Genomic DNA, 26,245 nt, shown 5'->3' with positions numbered 1-26,245 from the left:
TTTCTTTTTTTAGAAGTTTACATTCAAGCCAAAAGCTATCGACTTATTAGTAGGATAAGCTCCATAATCAATACCAGGAGTTAACGCATTTGAGTTAGTACTTACTTCAGGATTATAACCTGAATACTTAGTTATGGTAAATGGATTCTGAGCTGTAACATAGACTCTCAACCCTTTAAGTCCCACCTTTGCGATAAAGGTTTTAGAGAAGTTATATCCAAGAGTTATGTTATTAAAGCGAATAAAAGATCCGTCTTCTACCATATAACTGGATTTCTCATATAACTTGTCAGCAGTAGCTACTGAAGGACGCGCATATTTACCATTGGGATTAGTTTCACTGAAATAGTTCTTATACAAATCTTTTGCACCATTTCCCCAACCTTCTCCATTCAGTAAAAAGGATCTAGCCGAATTAAAAATTTCAAGCCCTTGTACACACTGAATCATAAAACTCAAATCAAAATTCTTATAGCTAAATGAATTAAAGAAACCAATAGTATAATCAGGATTATAGTTACCCAGAATAGTCCTGTCCGCATCTGTTATCTCTCCATCCGGCACTCCATTCGGACCACTTATATCTTCATAAATATAAGTGCCTATTTTAGCTGTATTCAAATGAGGATACTTATCCAAATCCTCCTGGGACTTATAAACTCCCAAGATTCTATAACCATAGAAATTACCAATGGGCTCACCTATCATTGTTATATGATTACCATCAATTATTTGCTCTTGATTCGGACCTAACCCCTTTACTTCATTACGATTAAGAGAAAAATTAAAAGCTGGAGCCCATTTAAATCCACTAAAATCAAAATCACCTTTTAAAGACAATTCAAAACCTCTATTTTGTAATTTACCTATATTTTGCAAAGAAGAGGTAAAGCCTGAAGCGGCAGGGACAGGCACATCGAGTAACAATCCGTCCGTTACTGAATGATAAAAATCAGCACTGAAAGACAGTTGATTACTAAAGAAGGCAATATCGAAACCAGCATTCCATTGATCTGTTTTTTCCCAAGAAATATTAGGATTAGGAGAAGTGGCTGGAGCAAGCCCATTTACCAAGACACCATTAAGAATATAATTGTTTGCCTGTAGTAAAGAATATGAACCATAATCATTTATTTGGAAATTGCCTGTTTTGCCATAACTTACACGCAACTTCAAATCACTGAGCATATCTACATTCTTCAACCAATTTTCTTCTTTCACCCTCCACCCTAAAGAAACAGCCGGGAAACAACCATATTTATTATTCTTGCCAAATCGAGAAGAACCATCCCAACGTATAGAAAAATTCAACAAATACTTATTTTGAAAAAAATAATTAATACGACCAAAATAAGAAAGAAGCGTCCATACACTTTCCGTTGTAGTACCGGTATTTACTATACCGGCATTCAATGTAGTTACATTATCATTCGGGTAATTCGCTGCTTCCATTGATGCAACCAAATAATTTTGCTTCTGTGCACTAAGTCCTAACAGAACATCAAAATGATGTTTTCCAAAGTCTTTCTTATAATTCAATGTATTTTCATTTACCCAATTCGTAGTTTGGGCATTCCAGTATTTACCTGTTGCTTGTGTAGGAGCCTGTGTATTATAATTACCCAGATAAGATGGTCGAAAATAATCTTCTCTTTGGTTAGAGTATTCCATGCCAAAATGAGTTTTAAAGTTCAATCCTTCTAATATATTCACCGATATGTTAGCATTTCCAATCATACGGAATTGATGCAGATTATCTTTTATACTTTTAGCAATAGCCAAAGGACTTTCAATGACACTTGTCCCCCATGCGTTTCCCAATTCAATCTGATTTCCGTACATAATAGAACCATCTTCATCATAAGCTCTTGCAGCAGGGTTAGCAATAGTAGTCAATAGAACAAGCCCATCTTGTTTATGATTCTTTTCTGAAATCTGCCTTGTTTTAGAATAAGATGGAGCCAAACTCAAATCAAAAGTCACCCGCTTATTTATCACTGCCTGAATGTTTGAACGTGCAGAAAAACGCTGGAAACCAGAATTCTTTATAATACCATCCTGACTTACAAAACTGGCAGAAGTATAATGAGATAACTTCTGATTTCCTCCGGAAACAGAAATATCATATTGCTGCATAGCTGCTGTTTGAAAAATTTCATCCTGCCAATCAGTATTAATTAATCCTGTTTCTCCATTTAAGTATGGAACTATGTAATCAGGTATACGTGCCTTTTTTACTCGTGTATTATTATCATCTGTTGGTTTATTTACTCCAGGATTCAAATCTACCCAATAATTATTGCGTGCAGTAGTCATGAAATTAGCATATTCATAGGCATCCATCATTTCTATTTTATGAGATACTTTCTGAACACCAAAGTACGCTTTAGCATTAATATTGGTTTTTCCTTCTTTGCCTTTTTTGGTAGTAACCACAATTACGCCATTTGCACCTCGCGAACCATAAATTGCTGCAGAAGAGGCATCTTTGAGAACCTCAATAGATTCAATATCTTCCGGGTTCAACAACGTAGCAGTATTACTGGTAGTCATTGGAAAACCATCTATAACAATCAAAGGATTTGTTCCAGCAGTAATAGACGAAGCACCTCTCACTTTTATAGAACTACCACTTCCCGGTGTACCACTTTGTTGCATTACTTGAACACCAGGCATTTGTCCGGCAATGGCTTGCTCAAAACTGGTTACAGGCATGTCTTTTATCTGCTCCTTTTTAAGACTGGCGATTGAACCTGTGACACGAGCCTTTGATTGTGTTCCATAACCGACTACAACCACTTCATCCAACAATTCATTATCTTCTTTCATCACTATTTTACCCAAAGCTTTGGCATTGGCTGGAAGTGAAATTGATTGATAACCAATAAATGAGATGGTGATTTGGGAATTTTCTGGTACATTAGCTAAAGAATACTCACCGTCCGCATTGGTGATAGTGCCCAAAGTAGTTCCTTGCACAGCAATACTTGCCCCAATAATCATTTCACCTTTTTCATCAACTATTATACCGGAAATAGTTATAAGTCTTTCACCCTTTTGAGGAGTTTCTGAAACCGTTTTTTCTTTCAAATAGATTTTCGTCTCACCTATTTCGAAAGCTACATTCATACCTTTCAATAATTGTGCAAGTACATTTGAAAGTTCTTCTTTATTAGCTTCGATAGAAACAACCCGATCCGGATTAACAATAGGACGGCTGTATGCTACGGTTAGTCCGGTTTGTTGAGTAATAGCCTCAAAGACTTTTGCTAACTTAACTTGCCGGAACTGTAAGGTCACTTTTTGAGCATTGACAGTAAAGCATGCCATAAAACTCAAAAACAGTACAAGTAAAATCTTGTGTTTCATAACTTTAATTTTTAGATTAACAATGGTATAAATCGCTTTATACTAAGTAGACACACAAGATTTAAGAGCGGGTGAGGGAAAAATGCTTTTTTGCAAAAAAAGTTTGGAAAAAGGCTTTCCAAGGCCCAAGAATCGTCATCAGCGATTCAAAATGTAGCTCGTCATCTTGCTTTTATTTATATTTGATACAGTCTGAAGCTATTTATTTGGCTGCAAACTGATAAAAAAGAATTCGCATGAGGTATAAGGCATGGATAGGAAAGCGGCTAAACAGCTCAAATTGTATTGCAAAGATAATGTGTTTTTTTGATAGGATAAATTGTTCCTTATGATTTCTTGAGAAAACATTGAGCTTCACAACAAATAAAAAGCAAATATAACTTGCTACCTTTGCAAAAATAAAAGGCTGACAATATGGAACAATTAGATGTATTCGATTGCTTGAATGTGCTTATAGCGAGCTATTTCACCGATGACCGGGGGTGTGCCCACGAAAACAGGGAGCATACGCTTATTTATCTATGCTCCGGCGAATTGGAAATAGAGGAACGGGGAAAGAAAACCGTTCTGCATCCGGGAGATTGCGCTTTCATGCGGCGTGATAACCGGATGTGGCTGCAAAAAAAGGTTGAGGACGATAAGCCCTACCGCTCCGTCGTGCTGAAATTCACAAAGCCTTTTCTGAGGGAGTTTTACCATACACTCAACCAACAACAGATACCGGTCGACTCCAAGCGTGAAAAAGCAAGTCTACGTGTATTACCGAGTAACAGACCCGACATTCGGTCGCTGTTCGAATCGGTTATCCCTTACTTCGATGCGGGCGAAAAGCCTTCCGAAGATGTACTGAAGTTAAAAATGACCGAGGGGCTGTATGTACTGCTCAATACCGACAGGAACCTCTATGCTTCGCTGTTCGATTTCGTGGAACCATGGAAAATAGACATTCTCGACTACCTGAATGAGAATTACATGTATGACCTCTCGATGGGGGAAATCGCGAGTTATACAGGACGCAGTCTGGCAACCTTCAAACGTGATTTTGCCAAAGTGAGCGATTTGACACCGCAGAAATGGATTATCAGACGTCGTCTGGAAGCAGCGCACGGCCTGATAAAATCGGGCAAGAAAAGAGTGACGGAAGCCTGTTTCGATGTAGGCTTCAAGAACCTGTCGCATTTCTCCAAAATATATAAGGAAGCCTACGGTGTAGCTCCGTCATGGTAAAATGAACTTCAGGACAAAATTAATTGAGCCTCGTAGCAAAGTTGTTACGAGGCTCTCTTCGTAACTTTGCACCAGAACATTAAACGAAGCATCATTATGAATGAAATTTTTGCAAGAGACTTGAACGGAGAAATTGTTTCCCCGTCGGATCAAGGATACGACGAGTTAATAAACTCCATTTGGGATACAATGAAAACAGCGGCCGAACTGAACAACGGTTACCATACACCGGATGAAGTCCGCCGGATACTGGGAGAAATCATCGGGCAGGAAGTGGATGAATCCGTAACCTTACTACCTCCGTTTTATGTGGATTACGGCAAGCATATAAAGATAGGTAAAGGATGCTTTATCCAACAGTGCTGCACGTTTTTCGGACGTGGCGGCATTACACTCGGCGAACATGTTTTGGTCGGTCCGAAAGTAAACATCATTACCATCAACCATGACTCCGATCCGGAAAACCGCAGTGCGACTTACGGCCGTCCCGTTGTCATTGAGGATAAAGTTTGGATCGGTATCAACGCCACGATTCTCCCCGGTGTCAGAGTCGGATACGGCGCTATCATAGGAGCAAACAGCGTAGTAACCAAAGATGTGCCGCCCATGACCGTTGTTGCGGGCAATCCGGCAAGAATAATCAAGGAACTAAAAAAAGAAATATCATGAAAGAAGAAAACAATAAAATGAATATCAGCCGTCGCGGATTTCTCAAGACGGCAGCACTGGCAGGAGCCGCATTGACCATGCCCACCGGACTGAACAAGGTATTTGCCGCTGAAACGAAACAGACGGCAGCATCTGATAACAATAGCAATGTCGCCCACATTACGGGACATCGTATATTGGGTAAGGGCAAGGCAGCTTTCGAAGTGTCGGCACTCGGTTTTGGCGTGATGGGCATGACCTACAACCGTAGCCGGCATCCGGACAAGAAGCAATGCATCCGATTGCTGCACGAAGCAGTGGATCGCGGTGTAACACTCTTCGATACCGCCATCATCTACGGGCCGCTGACCAACGAGAATTTAGCCGGAGAAGCACTGGCCGAGTTCAAAGGCCGGATTAACGTAACGACTAAATTCGGACACGAAGTAATCGACGGAAAAGGCACGGGACGTCAGGACAGTCGACCTGAGACCATCCGTCGCTATTGCGAAGAGTCACTCCGTCGCCTCCGACTCGATTCGCTTCCCATGTTCTACCAGCACCGTGCCGACCCCAACACCCCGGCAGAAGAGGTAGCATCGACTATTGCCGACCTGATGAAAGAGGGCAAAGTACAACACTGGGGTATGTGCGAAGTCAGCGCCGAGACCATCCACAAGGCTCATGCCGTTTGCCCGCTGACGGCCATCCAAAGCGAGTATCACCTGATGCACCGTCTGGTGGAGGAAAACGGAGTGCTCGACGCCTGTCGGGAACTGGGAATCGGCTTTGTTCCATACAGCCCGCTGAATCGGGGATTTTTGGGCGGCTGCATCAACGAATACACGGTTTTCGACCCAAACAACGACAACCGACAGACCCTGCCGCGCTTCCAAGCGGAAGCAATGCGGGCGAATACCCGCATCGTGAATGTGCTGCAAGCCTTCGGCCGCACGCGAGGCATGACCTCGACACAAGTAGCACTCGGCTGGTTGCTCCAGAAGGCACCGTGGATCGTACCGATTCCCGGAACAACGAAACTTGCACATTTGGAGGAGAATCTGCGCACACTGGAATTTACACTTTCTCCCGAAGAGTGGAAAGAACTGGAAAACGCTGTTGCCGCCATTCCCGTTGTCGGAGACAGATACAATGCCGAGCAACAACGGCAGGTAGGTCGCTAAAACAAAACACATTGAGCCTCGCAACAAAGACGTTGCAGGTCTTTGCTTTTATCTTTGCATCAAAGAAACAACTAAAAATAACAGATATGAAAATGAAAGTTTTATTTTAATATGTAAGAAGCTATGAAAAAGTACCTGTATTTATTATTCGCCGTTTTTGTAGCGGTGGGATTGAGCGCCTGCTCTACCGATAGTAACGAACCGGATGGTCCGCAGACCGAAGTTCCAACACCTACTCCCGATCCTGATCCTACTCCTGACCCCGATCCGGCAACGGGTAAAACCCTTATCGTGTATTACAGTTTCACGAACAATGTGCATACGATTGTCAGTGACTTACAGACACAGATAGAAGCCGATGTGATAAGAGTTGAACCGGCCGAAGAGGGACTCGACTATGCCGCCAACAACTATGCTATCGGAAGCGCGTTGATTCAGGCAATCCGGAACCAGCCGAATGACGCGGCATCTTATCCTGCAATCAAACCTGTGGAGGTGAATATCGCCGATTACGACCGGATTATCATAGGCGCACCCCTTTGGTGGAGCAATATGGCTGCCCCATTGCAAACATTCCTGTTTCAATACGGCAACCGGATGGGAGGCAAAAGTATCGGTCTGATCGTATCAAGCGCAAGCAGTGGAATCAGCAGTGTAGAGTCTGATGCCAAACGGCTCATTCCGGAAGGCAACTTCCTGACTCCAAGTCTGTGGATACGCTCTTCACAAACATCCAACTGCCATTCGCTAATTGCCGGCTGGCTGAATCAAATCAATTAAAATACAGATTATGAAACGGTTATTTATATCTTTATTGCTGTTCATTCCGGTAATGACTTTTGCCGGATGCAGATATTAGCACCATAAATAAAAAAATCAACGAAACATTAAACAGTGCATAAAAATTACAATATATTCAGCTAAAGTAGGAGTTAATCCATATAATCAACCGATGGTTTACTCCTAAGCTATTCAGGTGGATTATAGTTAATACGGGTGACTTTCACCCCAAACAAGACGGGTATAAAAGGTAAAAGGCGGTCATTCTCATGAAGAATTATCGCCTTTTTTGTATACATATATTCTATTTTAGTTTTAAGATCGATTTCTACGCTGTTAATAAACGTCGGCAACATTCTTAAAAAACATTCCTCTTATTCTTTAAAAACGTTGTTCACGGTTATTAATGGAGTATGCGAAATAGTATTGAATTATTACCTATTTCCATTTACGTTTAAATATCATGCAATTCAATATAGTCAATGCGCCAAAACAAGGATACTTTCTGTAATGTGCAAGTTTAATATAGCGTAAACTACCTGCAATGCGCACTTTACTGAACGGAATTTTACCTGCAATACGCACTTTTATTTCACATATTGTTTACAACTCAAATCTACATAATCAATGCATTAGACGGAAATCCTCTTTTTTTCTTGTGACTATCACCTCCTTTTCAGCCTCTTTATATTCAAACCGTAACGGCGCAATCTTTTCCAGATCACCCAGAACTTTTTCGAGAAGCGTATTCTCTGATGTAATCGTAAAATATACATCCCAAACTGACTGGTCTTCTATCTTGAAGTCCACATCATACCAACGATTCAGCACTTTGATAACTTCGGACAGCGGGGCATCCTTGAAAGCTATCACATTCTTTTTCCACAAGGAAGACAGATGAATATCAGCATGTCGGGTAATGGTACAACGCTCACTTTCTTTATTATAGACAAGTTTCTCACCGGGCTTCAACGGATATTTCTTATCTGAAGCAAGTGTCAGATTAACACGACCTTCGTCCAGACAGACTGTGATATCCTTATTCTCCGGATAGGCCTGAACATCGAACGAAGTTCCCAGAACATGCACGGCAGGCCCGTTAAGATTGACAATGAAAGGTCGGTGGGAATTTTTTGAGACTACAAAATAAGCCTCGCCCTCCAGATAGACTTCACGGCTGGACAGCGCAAATTTCTTTGGATACTTCAGTCGTGAATCTGAATTTATATAAGCACGTGTGCCATCCTGAAACATCATTTGCAGACGCTCACCTTTGGGCACATAGATTTCTTCGTAACCGGAATCACCCAGCAGATCGACACGGGTATTCACCTGGACAAACAGCCCTATCAGCAGCACAAACGGAATGAGCACGGCTGCCACACGGAAGGTAATCCTGCGGATGCGTTTCTGCCGGATGTTGCGGCGGATACGGGCAAACATCTCTTCGGACGGGATTTCGTGATTGACATAGAGTTCTTCGAATCCTTGTTTGATCTGTACGGCATCACGGTCCATACTTTTAGCCAGATAGGCCGCACCCTCATCGGTAGCAAACCAAGCCGCTACGATCCGGGCAACTTCAGGAGTAGATGTCCCTGCCAGCACTTCCTGTATCTGTTTCTCTGTAGGTATATTCATATTCTCTGTACTCATACTGTTAAATAGACACTTAAATACCTTAACAAGGTGAGGTACGTAACAAAAATTAGCAATTTACCCAAATGAACACGCAGCAGTTTCAGCGCATCGGAATAATGGGTTTTGATTGTATTGATAGAGAGTTTCAGGCGGTCGGCTATCTCCTGGTTGGAGAGTTCTTCGCGCACCTTCATCAGGCAGATTTCCCGCTTTTGGGGCGGCAGCATATCGACTGCCTTATAAAAGATGGACATCAGTTCTTTCTTTTCCAGACTGTCAACAAGGGTATCTTCGTAAGCAGGGGTGCCCTGAGCTATCTCATAATTCTTGGTAAGGGCGGTATTCTCATTGCGTATCACATTGAGTATATGATTTTTAGTCATTGTTATCAGGTAGTTTCTCAGGCTGATGCCTACCCGAAGCTCCGAACGGAATTCCCAGAAACGGGTAAATACGTGCTGCACAGCGTCTTCTGCCATCGCAGAACTCATCAAATAGCGATAGGCCAATGCATAAAGCAGTTTGTGATATTTATTATAAACCGCAGTAAATGCCTCTACATCTCCCCGCTCCACTTTAGCAAAAAGTGTTTCATCGTCAATATCAGATGTTTGCGGAGTTTTACGCTGCATTTAAACTGTGTTTTTAAGGTTAAAAAATAGAATGATGCGGGCAAATATACTCATTTTGGATAAAGGTGGGGTATGGATGGGAGTTTTTTATTATACTTTCTAAAAAGAGAATACTATATTTGGTATTTTATATCAAGAGACTTGCATAATTAACACATGTAAGTCTCTTTTTTATGATAAAATGCGAAATTCCACTAAAAAAGAACAGCCTAAAAGACATTAACCTTCCTCTTTTCGTATATTTGAGGAGTCAAAATAAAAAACATCCAAAAAGGCTACAAAATACAGAGCTATGATAAATACACTTACCTCCTTACGGTTTATATTTGCTTTGATGGTGTTTGGAGCACATTGCTATACTATAGATAAATTCTTTGACACCCATTTCTTCAAAGAAGGATTTGTGGGTGTCAGTTTCTTTTTTGTGCTAAGCGGCTTTATCATAGCTTACAATTACCAGAAGAGATTCAGTGAAAACAAGATAACCAAACGGGCTTTTTGGGTAGCACGCATCGCCCGTATTTATCCCTTGCACTGGCTGACTCTATTTATCGCCGTCGCCTTAGGAAACTATGTCATTGCGTCAGGAGCAATAGATTGGCTCAAACACTTCTTAGCTTCACTCACATTAACAAATGCCTACATTCCAAAAGCCGACTACTTTTTCTCATTCAACAGCCCTTCGTGGAGTTTATGTTGCGAACAGCTATTTTACCTCTGCTTCCCATTCCTGATACCCATAGCAAAGGATTATAAAAAATTGCTCTGCGTTTTCTTAGTTTCTGCCATATTGATTTTGATCGGCATGCATTTTACGCCGGAAACCGATATAAAAGGATATTGGTACGTCAATCCGATTACCCGGTTACCAGATTTTTTAGCCGGCATGCTGCTGTTTCAATTGTACGACCGTTTGAAAGGTAAAAACATCACTGCATATCAAGGAAGTATTATTGAAATAGCATCCATCGCCTTATTTTTAGCTTTTTATCTCTATGCGGCTGAAATACCCAAAGTGTATCGGTATTCCTGTTACTACTGGCTTCCGGTTGCATTTCTTCTGATCAGTTTCTCCCTACAAAAAGGTATAGTCTCGCGCCTCTTATCCAATCGTATTTTAGTGATTGGCGGAGAGATCAGTTACAGCTTCTATCTGATTCATCTTTTTGTGCTGCTGTCCTATGCAGAATGGCAAAAAGGAAGTAACTTTCATATAGCATGGTATATTTCAATTCCAATCTTATTCTGTATCATCGTCCTATTAAGTTTACTCTCCTACTACTATTTTGAAAAACCGATGAATAAACGAATTAAAACATTACTAAATAAATAATTCATGGAACAACTAAGCAACAAGAATCCTCGTATCGAGGTAGTAGATGCCCTACGAGGCTTTGCCGTAATGGCTATCCTTTTGGTTCACAGTCTTGAACATTTCATTTTTCCCGTTTATCCCACAGATTCACCAACCTGGCTAAACATATTGGACCAGGGAGTATTAAGCGGTACTTTTACCCTACTTGCCGGAAAATCTTACGCAATCTTCGCACTCCTGTTCGGATTTACATTTTACATTCAGAGCAATAATCAGAAGAAGCAAGGCAAGGACTTCGGCTATCGTTTCCTATGGCGTTTAGTTCTGCTGGCTGCATTTGCAACATTAAACGCTGCTTTCTTCCCTGCAGGAGATGTATTATTGCTATTTGTAATTGTCGGGCTTGTCCTGTTCTTTACCCGGAATTGGAGTGATAAAGCTATTCTCATCACTTCCATTATCTTCTTGTTACAGCCTGTTGAATGGTATCATTACATAGCCAATCTGATCAATCCCGCACATCAGTTACCAGATCTGAAAGTAGGCGAAATGTACGCAGAAGTGGCAGAGTACACCCAAGCCGGCAACTTTTGGGATTTCATCTGGGGGAACGTTACTTTAGGTCAGAAAGCCAGCTTATTATGGGCAGTAAATGCAGGACGCTTTTTCCAAACAGCCGGATTATTCCTCTTAGGCTTCTACATCGGCAGAAAGCAGCTTTTCGTTACGACGGAAAAGAATCTCCATTTCTGGATAAAGATATTGATTATCTCCGCAATCTCTTTCGCTCCTCTCTATGCCCTGAAAGAGTTGATTATGCAGAACAGTACAATCATACAGCAAACAGCCGGAACTGCGTTCGATATGTGGCAAAAGTTAGCTTTTACTTTCGTACTGGTAGCTTCATTCGTATTGCTTTACCAACGTGAAAAGTTCAGTAAAGCCGTCAGCAGCCTGAGATTCTACGGAAAAATGAGTCTTACGAACTATATATCCCAGTCCATAATAGGAGCATTGATTTACTTCCCTATCGGTCTGTATCTGGCTCCTTATTGTGGATATACGCTCAGTCTGCTAATCGGATTTTGCATGTTCCTGTTGCAAGTGAAATTCTGTAAATGGTGGTTGAGCAAACATAAACAAGGTCCATTAGAACATATCTGGCATAAATGGACTTGGATGGGGACAAATAAATAAGCAATAGTTCCCTATAAATAGCCTTCTGGTGAGTGCGAAGACGAAGTTCGTATCCGCCAGAAGGCTTTAATATGAAAGATGTCTACTTATGACAAGAGTTGTAAGTTTATGGGAAAAGATCGTTTTTAAATTGCCCCACACAAAATTGACGATATCTGAGATATTACCCTGTAAACTTTCTCATAAGAAACAGCTATGTTTTGCTTCATCATATGCTCAATAAGGCGGCTTTCTTCTTCAAGCGATAATTCATGCTCCAATATGTTATGATAATACTCTAATTGTACAGGAGTGAGAATAGACACGATATCATACCCCAACCAGAGGGCACCAGCTACGGACAAATCAAAATCATCCATATCATAAACTTCCTGATGATAATTGATTTCAATGTAATGTTCCTGGCAAGCATCAAAATAATTTTCAATGATATACCATAGATCCTCACCATCTTTGCTTGTTTCCAGATTACGTTCTATCCATGCATTCAATTTCAAAAGAAACAAACCCGGTAAAGAAACAACCCGTATATCAAATTCACCGCCCACCCTGACTATCATGAAATCTTTCAAGGCTTCATCAAAGCCCTGAACTGACATTTTAAATTCTTCTTCAGGCGGCCAATAAATGCACTTATCTTCTTTTGCAACTTCGCCAAATGGGATAATATCTATCTCATATACTTTCTTATAATAAAAGCGTTGCTTTTGACTCAAAGACTTCTCAAAACCATCCATCTGCGCAATACCGTTTGAGATTTCCTCAAACTTTTGCCAATCGGCTATAGCTATAGCAATATCCAAATCTTGCGTATGTCTGACAGATCTCTGTTGCAACAGCTTCTGCATAATAATATCACGAGCTGTTGCCCCTATCACATAAAAAGGAAGCTTCTCTTTTTCGAAATATCGGCTAAGTTTTTCTAACAACTCTTTTATTAAGAGATTATCAAACTCATCACTGGAGATATTGTAATTCATTATTATAAATTCTTTGAGCAGCTTCAATATTCCGGCTGTTGCCGCTTCCCATTAAATCTGCATAAATTAGTAATGCCGGAGTGACCTGACTTTGCTCAACACTACTCCAGAACTTCTTATAAACGAAAACTTCACCCTCATCATCCGGTCTGAGGCCTGCTTTTACCCAATCGCCCATAGTACCGCCATAAAGGGTAAATAACTCAGGATACAGATAACCATCAACCTGGTTAGCGGCAGGTTCCCCCCCCCAATAGATGTCAGATGGTAATTTTAAATCAGCCCAATTCTTACGAAGCTCTGCATCTTTGAAAGTCATTCTCCTTATTAGCTGTTTAGGCTTCAAAATTTCATTGTAAGCAACCACCCAGCGTTCCAATAAGTCCTGCTTATTCTTTAAGAATTTTCCCTTGTTCGTCTTCAACAAATATCCTGATTCTAAAAGCTCGTTCATTATAACAGTTATTGAACCCAAGGAAACATTGGTTGATAGTTGCATCTGCCGATAAGACAGATTTAGCCAATCCGGCTCTAACAAGATACGAAATATGATTCTTATTCCGGCTTCCTGAAACAAACGACTTCTATTGGCAGATGTTGCCTGAAACTTAGGAGGTACTTTTCTTCCTTCAATATGCATTAGCAAATCACCGACCTTAATCCTACAGTTTCCTGCACTATCTAAACAGTTAATTCCCTGATGGGCAAATTCATCCATCAAAAGAGGATAAATGTTTTGTGCTACAAGCAAAACCGGCTTATCTGTGTTTTCTTGCCATGTCCTCAACTTCATTTGTATGCTACCGAAATTACTTCTCGTAACCGTCTTTTTAACTTCACATAGAAATTCATAGCCTCTGATACACAACATCCAGTCAAATTCCGGAATCGGACTTGCTTTTACATAAACATTGCTTCGACCTACTATTTCAACAAGTTTATTTTCAACTTCATGAATCAGTTCTTTTTCCATTTCAGTAGCATCTTTTGTTCACTAATAAACCCTGTTCACAAACAATGAACATACAAATATAGTGAACACATCGCATACCTACAAATAAATGAGTAAAAAGAAAGAGTATGAATCAGAACCGGTAAATCAACTCCCACCCCAGAATATGCCTGTCCAGGTCACTCTCGTGCTGATAGCAATAGAAAACATCTGCCGACCAAGAGGACGACAGTTTAGCTTCCACCCCACCGCGGGCACGGAAGCGGGAGGCACGAAACCATTCATCTTTGCCCAGACCGTGATATTGCTCCAAAGAGACATACGGTGACCATGTAGTTACCTTATAAGCAGCTTTCAGGCGGGTGCGGAGACGGAATTCATCCGCTCCGCGTCCGTCGAAAGTATGCTGAAAACGTTCGCGCAGGGTGAACGTCCATTGTCGTTTTTTGAGAGTGAAAGAGACACCTGCATGGTAACGGTGCCGGGATTTCCAACCGTCTTCACCACGGTTGCGGTAGTGGTATTCGTAACCGCCCTCAGCCTTTAGAAACGGAAGAAGAAGAACGGAAGTACCTACGCCGAAGCCCCAACGGTCTATCTCATCCAGTGCGTCACGGGTACGCATCTCGACATCTCCGTAAAGTTCCACTTTGGAGGATACATCGTGCCGGGCTTTCATCTTGTTCCAGGTCACGAAATCGCTGTCCTGTGCCTGCAAAGGAGACAGACAGAAGACAAGCAGTCCTACACATAAAATGACGAATCCCCGTAATACAGAATATTTCTTTAGCATATTATCCTCAAAGGTTTACTTCAACTTATTTTCTTAGAAGATGCAAAGCTAAAGAAAGATTCTGTAATAAATCTGTAATACTTCTGTAATATCAAAAAATCACTTGATTTTATCGTATTGCTGTTCGGCCTTAATTTCCGTATACTTAGGTGCGTCTATCATTTCCACCAATGCCCTCAGCACGGGGCCCTCTCCCATCGGATCATTCTTCCATTGGGGACGATTATAATAGAATGACAAAGCGGGCATTATGCCCGTACCTGCACAGATAGCCGTTACATCACCCTCCGGAGTAATCTTGGTGAACATACCTTTCAACCCTTCCCATGCCACATAGATATAGTCGGGATGCAGCCACCCTTGTTTCACCCCTCTGGCAATGCCGAAGACGAACATGGCGGTTCCCGTGATTTCTTCATAGGAATCTTCCTTATCCAGAAGCTGATGCCACAATCCGTTCGCACCCTGATAACGAATCAGTCCGTCTGCCTGCATACGGAAGTTCCGAATGACATCTTCACGCATCGGATGGTCGGCGGGCATTCGTGCCAGCAAATCGGCAGTAGCCATGAAAACCCATCCGTTTGCCCTGGACCAATGGGCAACGCCATGCGCCTTGTTATCCGTGTGATAGCAATGATAGTACAGTCCTTTTTCGGGGCACCACAGGTAGCGGGTATAGTTCAGTATCTGATTGGCTGCATCATCAAAGTATTTAGCATCACCTGTCGCCTCTCCCATCCTGACGAGAAAAGAAAGGGCCATAAAGGCATCATCGGCCCAAATGGTATTGACATGCGGCCATAACCGGGCAATAGTGCCATCGGCAAGACGAGGTTCGGACACCATCAGGTGATGATCGGTCTGGTCGATATACTTCTGAAAAGCCTGTTCCGGATGACGGCGGTTGAGCACAATCAGACTGGCGCCCATAGGACCATTATCATCCAGACGTTTATTCCGGTAAATCATGTGCCAATTCACATGGTTCACGGCTCTCCAACCTTCCTGCTCCAATATTTGGTTATACAGGCGATGAAAATAGTCCTGGTTTGCATCGTCGAAAATGAAATTCATATTCTTCAGAACATAGTTCTCGTACTTCGAAGTACCTAATTTATCTCCCAACTCCATCAGGGCTATGTTAGTGACTCCATTTGTGTAATGCCAATCCAGGTATTTACTTTGTACTTTCACATTCTTATTTAAAGGTACGTTTTTGAGCGATGTGTAGGTCTTACCACTTTTCTTATCTACAAAATCATAGGTTGTTGACTTCAGAATGCGGTCGGCAATCATCACAGCAGTTTCTCTGGCTTTCTCATTGGTCTGCGCAATCAATGAAGTGCTGCACAGCAGGGCGAATGAGAAAATCAAATAAGTATATATCTTTTTCATTTGTTTATCAGGAATATGTAGTTTTCAATATTAGTATATCCATTGGAAGCTATCTTCATAGCGTCGGACGGATCATTTTTATCAAGTCCGTATGTATCTTCAAAGTCGTCGGGCATACCATCATTATCCGTATCCAGTGGTTTGGTCCCCGACTTTATTTCACCGGGGCCTTGCGTAGGCAGGTCCATCTCCGTGAGAATAATTCCTCCCTTCTTACCCAATGAAGTTAATTCTTCAACAAGATAGCTATCTACCTGATCACGGGCGGGTAATGAAGCTCCGCCATGTTGCACGATCCATTCGTAAGCATCCCGAGCGGTCATCAAACCTTCGATAGCGGGATGCACATCCGACGGTTTATCCAGAAAAGCAAGAGTTATCACGACTTCAGTGCCAGACTCTTGTTTCCGTTTCGTGCAATCTTCACGGGTCAGTTCGCGACCATTCAGCACTCCATCCTTATTTTCATCATAATAGTTGCCGGATAAATGGGCACGGAAATGTTCGTTATAGCGCGTGAAGGGAGCGGTGGCTCCCAGCGTTTTCCCATCATAATTTAAAGTAGCACCTACTATGAAATAGTTATTCCGGATATCGGCTTCGGAAGCCTGTTCCGTATCACCCATGATATAAGCACCGCCATTACCCCAGTTGTAAACGACGTTGTTTACAAACTGATTCAGACCTTTCACTTTCGGATTACGGGTTTTGTTGTCGATATACAGGTTACGGTATAAAGTCACTCCGTTTTCAGCCGTAGTCTGGATAAGTCCACCGCAAGAATGTGGTTGCAGGCCTTGCCCTATAAAGGAGTTCTGGATAGTTATATTCCGGGGCTGATCGTCCGGTTTCTTCGGATCCCCATTGATGGAAAAACATTCATCACGTCCCCAGGTGACCGACATGTGATCAAAAATCATATTCGAGCCATAAGCGACACCGGCGGCATCTTTACCGTCTTTCCCGTTCACTCCCATCCGTATGCGCAGATAGCGGCAAATGAGATTGTCGGCCCCGGAAAAAGAAACATGATTTCCATAAACGACAATTCCATCACCGGGAGCCGTTTGTGCAGCAATAGTCAGATTCTTGGAAAAAGCAAGCGGGGATTGCAGGCGAATGATTCCCGCAACATCAAAAACAACGATTCTTCCGGGTTTACTCACCGCATCACGCAAAGAGCCTTTTCCAGAGTCAGTAAGCGTAGTGACGTGATAGACCTCGCCATGTCTTCCGCCTACCGCATTGCGCCCGTACCCTTCTGCTCCCGGAAAAGCAAGTACTTCTCCATAATCAGGGAAAGGAACAGACGGACCGGAAACCTCCTCTTTTTCATCACAGGCCAACAGGCCCCATGCCAGAAGAAGTATTCCAATTGTAGCATATCTCATTATTCTAATCTCCTATTTTAATAGTGTATAGTCAATAGGCGGCCCGTATGAACGAATCAAAATCCGTCCATACTAAGCACAGCCCTCTTACAGAATCTTACACTTTCTGTTTTTTATCAATAAGTTAGTATTCGGAAACCGTTATCCAGCGCGGGTCACCATATTCCTGGGTATAAACCATAGATCCGGTATTGATAATCGTAAAGTCACCATCCTTAGCGTTCCTGAAAAATGAAGAATCCGACATACCCAAATCTATCAACGTCAGTCCAGTATCGGCTGCCTGTTCAAAGTCTGTGGTGCAATAATTGTTCTTTCCCGTCAGATTGACTTGTCCCGGAACCAGAGCTTTTCCTGCACTATATCCAAAGACACAGGCATTAACGGACAGAGGCAATGCCACAGACAGTTTAGAGAAATTGCCAATTGCCGTATACGACGACTTGCTTGTAGCCCAATTATAGAATGTACAATTCGAGATAGAAACCTTAGCGTTAGCCGAAACCGGCACATCGGCGGTAAGCACTCCAAAGACGCCCGGCGAAATATAAAACTCATAGAAGGTGGAGTTCGTTACAGAAACATCATTCCAGACGTTGGAACCTTTATTGATGGCATGTATGAATCCGAATTGCTTCGTTACATATTTGGTGTCATTGATTCCGGTAACCAGACAATTATCAATCCGGATATGGTTGATGGTCGTCATTCCTTCGCTAGCATCGTTCATCATCAGAACGGTAGAAGGCAGGACAATATCGGAGTTACGGATTTCAAAACGATCTATCGTGATATCAGTTCCGGCATCGTGCTTGCCGATATTCAACAAGCGTGTTTTGCTACCGCCACTTCCTCCGGATACGATTGGTTCTTTGACATTCACATTCTCAACAATAAAATAGTTGATTTCAGGAATATTATTCACTTCCGGTTTAATGATGAAGCCACCTTTACGTATATAAAGTGTAGGGCGATCTCCGGGATTAGCCAAGAATGCAATGCTTTTCGTCAGTTTGATGTCACCGGTGCTACTTTCGGGAAGTCCGTCTGCCGACAGATAATAATCAACCCCGTTTTTCAATTGAAAGATCAAACTTGATTGGCTGTCATCATCCATTCCCTCTTTTATCTTCGATAGTAAATCAACACCATCCGTCACCAGAACGGCACCGGAAGGCATACCGGCTGTTGTGAATTTCTGTCGGTTGTACTTTTCCGCACCTTCGGGAGCTTTGCTATTGGTCAATGCAACATAGTAGGATGTACGGGGAGCCAATCCTAAAATTACATACTTGCCTGAAACTATTTCCGATCCGGACAGGTCAAAGTGCTTTTCATCCGTTCCATTTTCCTGTTGCCAGATAGAAACACCGTCCACAGGATTCTGGTCAGAGACTCTCCATTCTATCACAGCCGAATTCTCCGTTATCTGGTGTTCATCCAATGCATAAAGTACCTTGGGTATGATACGTGTCAAAGTGGTGATAAGAGAAGAATATTCCGTCCAGTTTGAAATGATATCCAGACTCTCATTATTCGCTCTTACCCGGGCATAATAACCTGTTTCATAACGCAAACCTGTAAAAGTGCATTTACCGTTGTTTACGGTCTGTGTTGCAGCGGGTTCCGACTGGAAAGTTTGGTCACGCGAAAGCTCCACCGTATAAGAGGTCGCTTCTCCGGATGTTCTCCAGGCAAGGGTAATCGAATTCCCTTCCGCAAAACAGGAGGAGGCTATGAAGGAAGGTCTGAACAGGCGGGGTAGTTCTTCCGCATCATCCTTGCATGAAGTAATATTCAATAGACAAAATGCCAATACAGGTATCAAATATATCAATAACTTTTTCATACTCTCTTTTTTAATATCCATAATAATTCTTCAACAGTCCCTGATGGCTTGACAATGCATCGGGAGGTATAGGTACCAGATAGCGAACCGGATCGGTTTCCGGATTCACAGTTGCGGCATTCGATTCATTGATATAGCCGTAAAAGGAAAACAAGACAGCAGGGGCAGGAACCCATTGACGGGGATTCGAGGTATTCTTGACCTGCGTGCAATATTGATTACACATATTGATAAGTGTATATCCCGTAGGTGCCTTTGAAGGATAGGATTCAAAAGCCTCATCATAAGAGTTCTTGCCTCCTTCTTTATACCAGTCTATGGTCTGCGATACACATACGGCAGCCGGATTCACAGCATCGACCATTTTGTAATAAGCAACTGCCGGATAAGATTCAAAACGTTCATCATAAGTAGGTTCCTCAAATGCAGTGGTCGTATTCTCATATTGCTTGGTACGGGCAACTTTTCCTAACGTAATCCAATCAAAATACAAGTTATAGAGGGTCTTTCCATACAGATTCCAACGTGCCAGATCATATCTTCTATGCTTTTCACCCCCAAACTCCCATGCGCGTTCTTTAACGATTGCATTAAAGAAATCTTCTTTTGAAGTAAGTTTATCGACATAGGTGTCTACCATTTCCGGCTGATCTTCCGCCGCGAAAGCACGGTTGCGGACTTTCTTCAGAGCCTCTTTGGCTTGGGGTGTAGGACCGTTATGATTCTCATTGGCAGCTTCGGCATACATCAGTAGCACGTCTGCATATCGCATATAAGTGTAATTGATTCCAGTACCTTTATTAGAAGTACTGCCCAAAGGAGTTGCCATAAACAGGCGGTTCCATTTTCCGCAATAAACCGTAAGGGCGGCTATCGGTTTCTGAACTATATTAGTCATTCCTGAATTTTCATAGCGGAACATCTCGCACGTAAGGTCGCGGCGCAAGTCCTTATTATCAAACGACAGCATATAGGTAAGCGCCAGTTTGGAACCTCCCGAAGAATATCCATGCGGAGCATTAGATGCATTCTGTCCCTCTGAGTTCTTTTGCGAAACGATGTATGTCCCCCAGGAATATCCCAACTCTCCGGAGCCTCCTACCTTTGCCGGTACATCGAAGATATTATCATCATTCACCGGAACAATCCAACTACATTCGTCCACCCAAACCTGACGGAATGAGCGATTCAGCGAGTGTTTGCCTTCATTAATCACTTTACCTGCATATTTCTCGGCTATCTCATAATATTTCTGCCAGTCATCATTACGCTGCATTGAACCGATAGCGGCAGGGTTCGAGTAATCCGGACGCAGAGTCCATCCTCCTCGATACAATGCCATACGGGCAATCAATCCCTGGCAAAACTCTCTTGATGCCGCTTCCACTCCCCTGTCCGATTCTTCCGCATACCACATGACCGGTTCAACTTCAATCAGGTCATTGATCATGTCTGTCAATATGATGTCACGATCAGTTGCACCGATAAACAGTTCGTCCTTGTTTCCTGCCGGTTTCCGTCTGTAAGGAACGTCTCCCCAGTTTCTCACCAACTCCAGATAGTACATGGCACGCAGAACTTTCGCCTCACCATAATAATGCATTAACCGCGAAGGCTTGGTTTTATCAGCAGCCTCAAACAGAGGACTTTGTTCGATACCTTCTATCACATCATTCGTCCTGTTCACTCCATCATACATCCCTGTCCAGATGCTGCCGTACGAACTGATGTCACCTGCACTCGGTTCGAAAGCACTCTCTTTCAGATTGGACGACGTAGTGACCGTAGTAAACTCCACATCCGTATTAAACAGCATTTTCTGGGCCAGGTTGCCTACCCATCCCTTACCACTGACCATCGGTACGTACATGCCATTGACGGCAGTTGCAATCTCCGATTCACTGGTAAATATATAATCTTTATCAAAAGTGGAAGGCGAATTTACATTCAGGTAATCTTCACAAGATGTAAGTATCATCAATATGATAACTGGAATATAAAATTTTCTCATGGTTCAATTCTATTGTATTAAAAATTCAAATTCATTCCAAGCGTATAAACACGACTGCGAGGAGTCACATTATTATCTATACCCGGCGTCAAACCTTTCTGTATATTCACTTCCGGATCATATCCGCTATATCCCGTCAAAGTGAACAGGTTACTACCGGAGAAGTATAGGCGCAGACTCTTGACTCCCAGGCGGCTCAACCAGCGTTGCGGAAATGTATATCCCACAGTCAGCGTACTCAGACGCAGGAATGAACCGTCTTCAATCAAATCGCTCATTGTGATACCCTGTGTAACGGACATCCAGGAATAAGTGGCGGCATTCTGATTTAATGCAGCCAATGCAACTGGATCACTGGAGACATTGACACCGGCATCATCCACATAGCGGAAACGGCGTGCCAAATTCATATTGGTAGACAGATTGGAATAGTTGCGACGAACAGCCGAATTCAAATAGAGTTTATTGACGTTGAATACATCAAAATCGCACATATAATTAAAGAACGCGGTAAAATCCAAGTTCTTCCAACTGCCGGAAAGGCCAAAGCCACCAGTTACTTTCGGATTCGTATTTCCAATGACCGTCATATCTTCTTCCGTTATCAGGTCTGAGTCGGAATCAGACAGTTTCTTGAACTTCATTGCTCCCGGTTTAAAGCTAAAGTTACCTGAGCTGAATGAAGAATTATCCGGAACTCCCGGTTTCAAAGTCCACTTCTTCGTCGTTTCATCAAAATTAAAATCGTCAACCGTATAAAAACCATCATTCACAAAACCATAGATGAGTCCCATACTTTTGCCTACTTCCATTTTATAATTGTAGGTTCCATACCAGTTGGACAAGGAAGCTTTTGTTTTCCATTCCGTCTCACCGGAAGAAAGCTTATCGACTTTGTTCTTATTAAAGGCCACATTGAAACTGGCAGACAAATTAAAGTTCTTTGTCTGGACGATTTTACCGTTCAATGAAAGCTCAACTCCTCTATTGGAAGTCCGGCCTACATTTGTCATCTGTCTCGAATAACCTGATGAATTAGGAATGATTGACGGCACCAGCAAATCTTTAGTTGTATTCCAGTATACATCGACTGTACCGGTTAAACGGTTTTTGAAGATACCGAAATCCAAACCGAGATTTCGTGTAATGGTAGTTTCCCATCTCAAATCCGGATCATACAAATAAGTCTGGTCGGCAAACTGATAGTAATTATATTCTTCATTATTGAAACCGGGAGCACTTGATCCGCTATACACACGATAGATGTTATGCCACAAATCATCACTGATACGGTTGTTACCAGCCAACCCGTAACTTGCTCTCAGTTTCAGTTCTGAAATAAACTTGACCGATTTCATCCATTTCTCTTTGGAAAGTCTCCAAGCTATGGAACCGGCAGGAAACATGCCCCATTGCTTACCGGGTGCAAACTTCGTCGAGCCGTCTGCACGAAATGTAAAAGTGGCATAGTAAAGGCTTTTGTAATCGTACAAGCCACGGCCAAAGAAAGAGGCTGTTCTGTCCGGAGCAGCTTTATAACTGGTGCTCTGGTGTGGAGTGCCCAGTGCAAAGTTTTCAAGAGCCGCTTCTGCCGTAATGGAAACCGGGAAATAACGTGCACTCATAAAAGTATTGTTATTCTGCGAATGGTTTATTTCCTGTCCAAGCATCAGGTTTACATTATGAATTTTACGGAACAAATTGCGATAAGTCAGCGTATTTGCCAGTCGGTACGACTCTTTATGTGTTTTAGTACGCTTAGCCGAAGGCATATTATTCATTCCCGCAGCAGACGCTGTGCTGGATAAAGCTCCATAAAACTGATCATCATTCGAGTCCGTTGTGCTGATGCCATATTCGGAGCGGAATTGCATTCCTTTAAACATATCCCACACCAAAGCTGCTTTGAGGCTGATTGCAGTTTCTTCCCTTTTTCTATAGTTCTGCTTATTTTCCTCCAACGGGGTGTATCTCTGATTTAAGGAATTACCATCTTCATCCAGATTTTCATCATCATCATCCGGATCAAGGGATGCGCCGGAAGTTAGTCCGTTTGTGGGACGAAAACGAAGAGCCGTGACAATGTTGGTTCCCGATGTACCTGCTCCGTCAATGGTACGGGTGCGATATGTAGCATTCGTCTCCAGTTTCAGGTTCCTGAACAGTTCATGGTTCAGCTTCAGAATAATATTGTTACGTGACAGACCGGAACCTATCAGCTGTCCTTCATCTTTATTACGGTTATAACTTAGATTAAATTTCGTCTTTTCACTACCGCCGCTGATAGTCAGATTATAGTATTGTGAAATCGGATTGCCTCCCAGCACTTCATCCTGCCAGTCGGTAGAGTCCGTATATTTGTATAAGTCAATATCGTCATAATAGCCAAAATTCTTAATAAAAGTATCAGCCGATCCTTTACGTATCATCTGGTACTCGTACTCCGCCATCACAAATTCATAGTTGTTCATTACCGGTAATTTCCCTGCCAGTGTACGTGTCTGTACATAGCTATTGAATTGAACCGAAGTCTTACCCATCTTCGGGTTCTTCGTGGTGACAATGACTACGCCATTCGCACCTCTGGCACCGTAAACAGCAGTCATAGAAGCCTCTTTCAAGACATCAATAGACTCGATGTCCGTAGGCGGAATACCACTCAAATCGTCAACCGGAAAGCCGTCGACCAGGAATAACGGTGAATTGTCCTGAGTGATTGATCCTCCACCACGTACACGAATATTGATTTCAGCATCCAATGCACCATCTGTTGTGGTGATCTGTACACCTGCCATCTTTCCCGCCAAGGCATCGGCCACAGAGGCAGAGGCAACTTTAGAGATAGATTCCGAGGACACAGACGCAATAGATCCCGTCACATCACTACGGCGAATATTGCCATATCCCAAGACTACAACCTCATCCAATAATTCGCTGTTTTCTTTTAATGTAATTTTTGCCAGTTCCTTACTGCCGGACTTTAGTTCAACAGTCTGGTAACCGATATAGGAAATTAAGATAGTAGCACCATCAGGAACATCGTTCAACGTGTAATTTCCATCAAGATTAGTGGTTACACCATTAGTAGTGCCTTTCACCATTACAGTAGCACCGATTACCGACTCACCGGTTTCATCTACCACTGTTCCCTTTATAGTTCTTGTTTTCGACTTCGGGACATCATTCCCGATTTTTTGTTTGCCTACAGATATTGTATTATTATCCCTATTGAAAAACAAATTGGTTTGTTCCGTAATCTTGTCCAGAACAGTCTGTAGGGGACTATTCTTTACTTTGATAGATATGCGCGGAGCAGTGTTCACAACATTTTGATCATAAAAGAATTTCAAGCCTGTCTGCTTGCCCAACTGAACAAAAACATTCTCTACAGTTTCATTCTGAACGTTCAATGTTACAGTTTTTTCCTTCTGAGCTTGCGCCTGATCAGGCATCAATGACAAGCATACGAATAGTAAAAAAGCTAAAAACGAATGTATATTTCTACTTTTCCTTTTGGAATTAGGAAGATTATTCATTTATTTGTGCGTTTTAGTAATTGATAAAATTAATTAGAACAAAGGAGTAATTCGCGATACATGATTCACGCGGGTCGAAACGAATGAATACCTGTTCGCATTACGAGATAGGGGCTTCTCTGTGAGACAGCTCCTATTTTTCTTAGAGGAGACGCTAAGTGGGTGCTTTCATATTCTATATTCTCTTTTAATTAAAGGTTAAACATATTAATACTCACATATATTATAACACACATCCGTTTACCAGCCGGACGTATATTCATGCTTTTCTGCTACTTGAATAAGAAGATATGATTTCCTTCTTTTCTATACCGGATGCCACTGGTATATTCCATTGATTGGAGTACCGCCTCCAAACTTTTATTTTCATGTTCTCCGGAAATCAGGTTGTTGAACTCCTGTCCTTCCGCAAACGTAATGTGACAATTATACATGCGTTCAAGCTCTTTAGCCACATCACGCACCGGAGTGCTGCTGAAACGTAATCCACCTTTGCGCCATACGGCAACATCACGTTCTTCGCGCCGTTTGCTGTATTCACCGGAAAGTGTATTGATCGACACTTGTTCCTTAGCCTGCAAACGCATCATTGCTTCAGGCAGATCCACCTGTACTTTGCCACTTTCCACATCTACAGAAACAACTTCATCCGAAGAATAAGCTTTCACATCAAAACAAGTTCCCAGAACCCTTACATCAAAACGGGCGGTCCTGACAATAAAAGGTTGCTTTTCGTTTCGTTGAACCTGAAAATAAGCTTCGCCTTCCAGTTCTATCTGCCGTTCATCTTCTACAAAACTGTTCGGGTAGCGAACACGGGAACAGGAATTTAAGATCAGCTGTGTTCCATCCGGTAACCGGATTTGTCTGGATTCACCATAAGAGGTAGAGGCTTCCAAATAAGAAATCTGCCGTTTATCCATATAACCCAGTAGATTGATTCCCCCGAAAATGAGCAGTACAACAGCAGAAGCACTTGCCACCGTCAGGACTATCCGCCGAAACCAGGTGCGTTTCTTATGCTCGATGCGTTTCAGTAACCGACTGGCTTCTTCCTTATATTTTTCACGTTCCATGCCGGTGGTGAGCTCTTCCATAGCGGCTTCTTTCCAGACATCTGTTGCCAATTCGTCCAGTATTGGGGCATGAATATCATCTTTCAGTCGGGATAGTAATCCACGGGCCTCTTCCTGGGTGTACATATCATCCAGATAACGGCGCATTATAGATTTGTCTGTTACATCATTCTTCATTGTGCGGGCTCTTTTAGTATAAAGGTCATGAAAACTTTTCCTTTACATAGAGTAATACACAGTAAAGGAAAATATCTGGGGTGTGATTA

Annotated in this window: 18 protein-coding genes; 6 read left to right on the top strand and 12 right to left on the bottom strand. The window is 42.3% G+C overall.

Translation table 11 applies throughout. The annotated features are described in order from the left end of the window. Positions 1 to 9: 9 nt before the first annotated feature. Positions 10 to 3,369, bottom strand: a complete 3,360-nt coding sequence (locus K429_RS0106265) for a TonB-dependent receptor (RefSeq protein ID WP_025726371.1) — start codon at positions 3,367 to 3,369, stop codon at positions 10 to 12. A gap of 414 nt (positions 3,370 to 3,783) precedes the next feature. On the opposite strand from K429_RS0106265, the gene K429_RS0106260 reads away from it, so the two are divergent. The 4 genes from K429_RS0106260 (at position 3,784) to K429_RS0106245 (ending at position 7,208) form a co-directional block, all read left to right on the top strand. Continuing rightward, on the top strand, positions 3,784 to 4,596 hold the full coding sequence (locus K429_RS0106260; RefSeq protein ID WP_025726370.1) for an AraC family transcriptional regulator: 813 nt from the start codon (positions 3,784 to 3,786) through the stop codon (positions 4,594 to 4,596). 96 nt (positions 4,597 to 4,692) lie between these two features. Further along, a complete protein-coding gene (locus tag K429_RS0106255; RefSeq protein WP_025726369.1) occupies positions 4,693 to 5,265 on the top strand; it encodes a sugar O-acetyltransferase in 573 nt (190 codons plus the stop codon). Beyond that, entirely contained in the window at positions 5,262 to 6,428 is a 1,167-nt protein-coding gene (locus K429_RS0106250; RefSeq protein WP_025726368.1) for an aldo/keto reductase, read from the top strand. The genes K429_RS0106255 and K429_RS0106250 overlap by 4 nt, the downstream gene beginning before the upstream one ends. 123 nt (positions 6,429 to 6,551) lie before the next feature. Next, the gene (locus tag K429_RS0106245; RefSeq protein WP_025726367.1) at positions 6,552 to 7,208 is read left to right on the top strand and encodes a flavodoxin; all 657 of its coding nucleotides are present in this window, start codon (positions 6,552 to 6,554) and stop codon (positions 7,206 to 7,208) included. 624 nt (positions 7,209 to 7,832) lie between these two features. Here the strand turns inward: K429_RS0106245 and K429_RS0106230 are convergent. Then, complete coding sequence (locus K429_RS0106230) at positions 7,833 to 8,849, bottom strand: FecR domain-containing protein (RefSeq protein WP_025726366.1); 1,017 nt, start codon at positions 8,847 to 8,849, stop codon at positions 7,833 to 7,835. A gap of 11 nt (positions 8,850 to 8,860) precedes the next feature. After that, positions 8,861 to 9,481, bottom strand: coding sequence for an RNA polymerase sigma factor (locus K429_RS0106225; RefSeq protein ID WP_007217584.1), 621 nt, complete (start codon positions 9,479 to 9,481; stop codon positions 8,861 to 8,863). 292 nt (positions 9,482 to 9,773) lie between these two features. Here K429_RS0106225 and K429_RS30210 point away from each other — a divergent pair, with 292 nt between their 5' ends. After that, a complete protein-coding gene (locus tag K429_RS30210) occupies positions 9,774 to 10,814 on the top strand; it encodes an acyltransferase (RefSeq protein ID WP_025726365.1) in 1,041 nt (346 codons plus the stop codon). 3 nt (positions 10,815 to 10,817) lie between these two features. Then, entirely contained in the window at positions 10,818 to 11,993 is a 1,176-nt protein-coding gene (locus K429_RS30205) for a DUF418 domain-containing protein (protein WP_025726364.1), read from the top strand. Between the two features lie 125 nt (positions 11,994 to 12,118). On the opposite strand, the gene K429_RS0106210 is transcribed toward K429_RS30205, so the two are convergent. From K429_RS0106210 to K429_RS0106170, 9 genes are all read right to left on the bottom strand, one after another. Continuing rightward, complete coding sequence (locus K429_RS0106210; RefSeq protein ID WP_155923374.1) at positions 12,119 to 13,000, bottom strand: nucleotidyl transferase AbiEii/AbiGii toxin family protein; 882 nt, start codon at positions 12,998 to 13,000, stop codon at positions 12,119 to 12,121. Further along, positions 12,951 to 13,946 (bottom strand): type IV toxin-antitoxin system AbiEi family antitoxin, encoded by a 996-nt coding sequence (locus tag K429_RS0106205; protein ID WP_025726362.1) that lies wholly within the window; start codon positions 13,944 to 13,946, stop codon positions 12,951 to 12,953. The genes K429_RS0106210 and K429_RS0106205 overlap by 50 nt, the downstream gene beginning before the upstream one ends. Before the next feature lie 112 nt (positions 13,947 to 14,058). Continuing rightward, entirely contained in the window at positions 14,059 to 14,718 is a 660-nt protein-coding gene (locus K429_RS0106200; RefSeq protein ID WP_025726361.1) for a DUF2490 domain-containing protein, read from the bottom strand. 99 nt (positions 14,719 to 14,817) lie between these two features. After that, a complete protein-coding gene (locus K429_RS0106195; RefSeq protein WP_025726360.1) occupies positions 14,818 to 16,116 on the bottom strand; it encodes a glycoside hydrolase family 105 protein in 1,299 nt (432 codons plus the stop codon). Next, the gene (locus K429_RS0106190) at positions 16,113 to 17,507 is read right to left on the bottom strand and encodes a pectate lyase (protein WP_025726359.1); all 1,395 of its coding nucleotides are present in this window, start codon (positions 17,505 to 17,507) and stop codon (positions 16,113 to 16,115) included. The genes K429_RS0106195 and K429_RS0106190 overlap by 4 nt, the downstream gene beginning before the upstream one ends. A 124-nt stretch (positions 17,508 to 17,631) precedes the next feature. Continuing rightward, positions 17,632 to 19,356, bottom strand: coding sequence for a fibronectin type III domain-containing protein (locus K429_RS0106185; RefSeq protein ID WP_231501818.1), 1,725 nt, complete (start codon positions 19,354 to 19,356; stop codon positions 17,632 to 17,634). A 10-nt stretch (positions 19,357 to 19,366) separates the two neighbouring features. Then, entirely contained in the window at positions 19,367 to 21,367 is a 2,001-nt protein-coding gene (locus tag K429_RS0106180; RefSeq protein WP_025726357.1) for a RagB/SusD family nutrient uptake outer membrane protein, read from the bottom strand. A gap of 17 nt (positions 21,368 to 21,384) precedes the next feature. Further along, entirely contained in the window at positions 21,385 to 24,903 is a 3,519-nt protein-coding gene (locus K429_RS0106175; protein ID WP_025726356.1) for a TonB-dependent receptor, read from the bottom strand. Between the two features lie 272 nt (positions 24,904 to 25,175). Further along, entirely contained in the window at positions 25,176 to 26,156 is a 981-nt protein-coding gene (locus tag K429_RS0106170; protein WP_025726355.1) for a FecR family protein, read from the bottom strand. Between the last annotated feature and the right edge of the window lie 89 nt (positions 26,157 to 26,245).

Source organism: Bacteroides sp. 14(A) (assembly GCF_000526555.1).
Lineage (GTDB): Bacteria > Bacteroidota > Bacteroidia > Bacteroidales > Bacteroidaceae > Bacteroides > Bacteroides cellulosilyticus.
The sequence above is the reverse complement of the archived record's forward strand: the minus strand, read 5'-3'. Positions and strand labels throughout refer to the sequence as shown.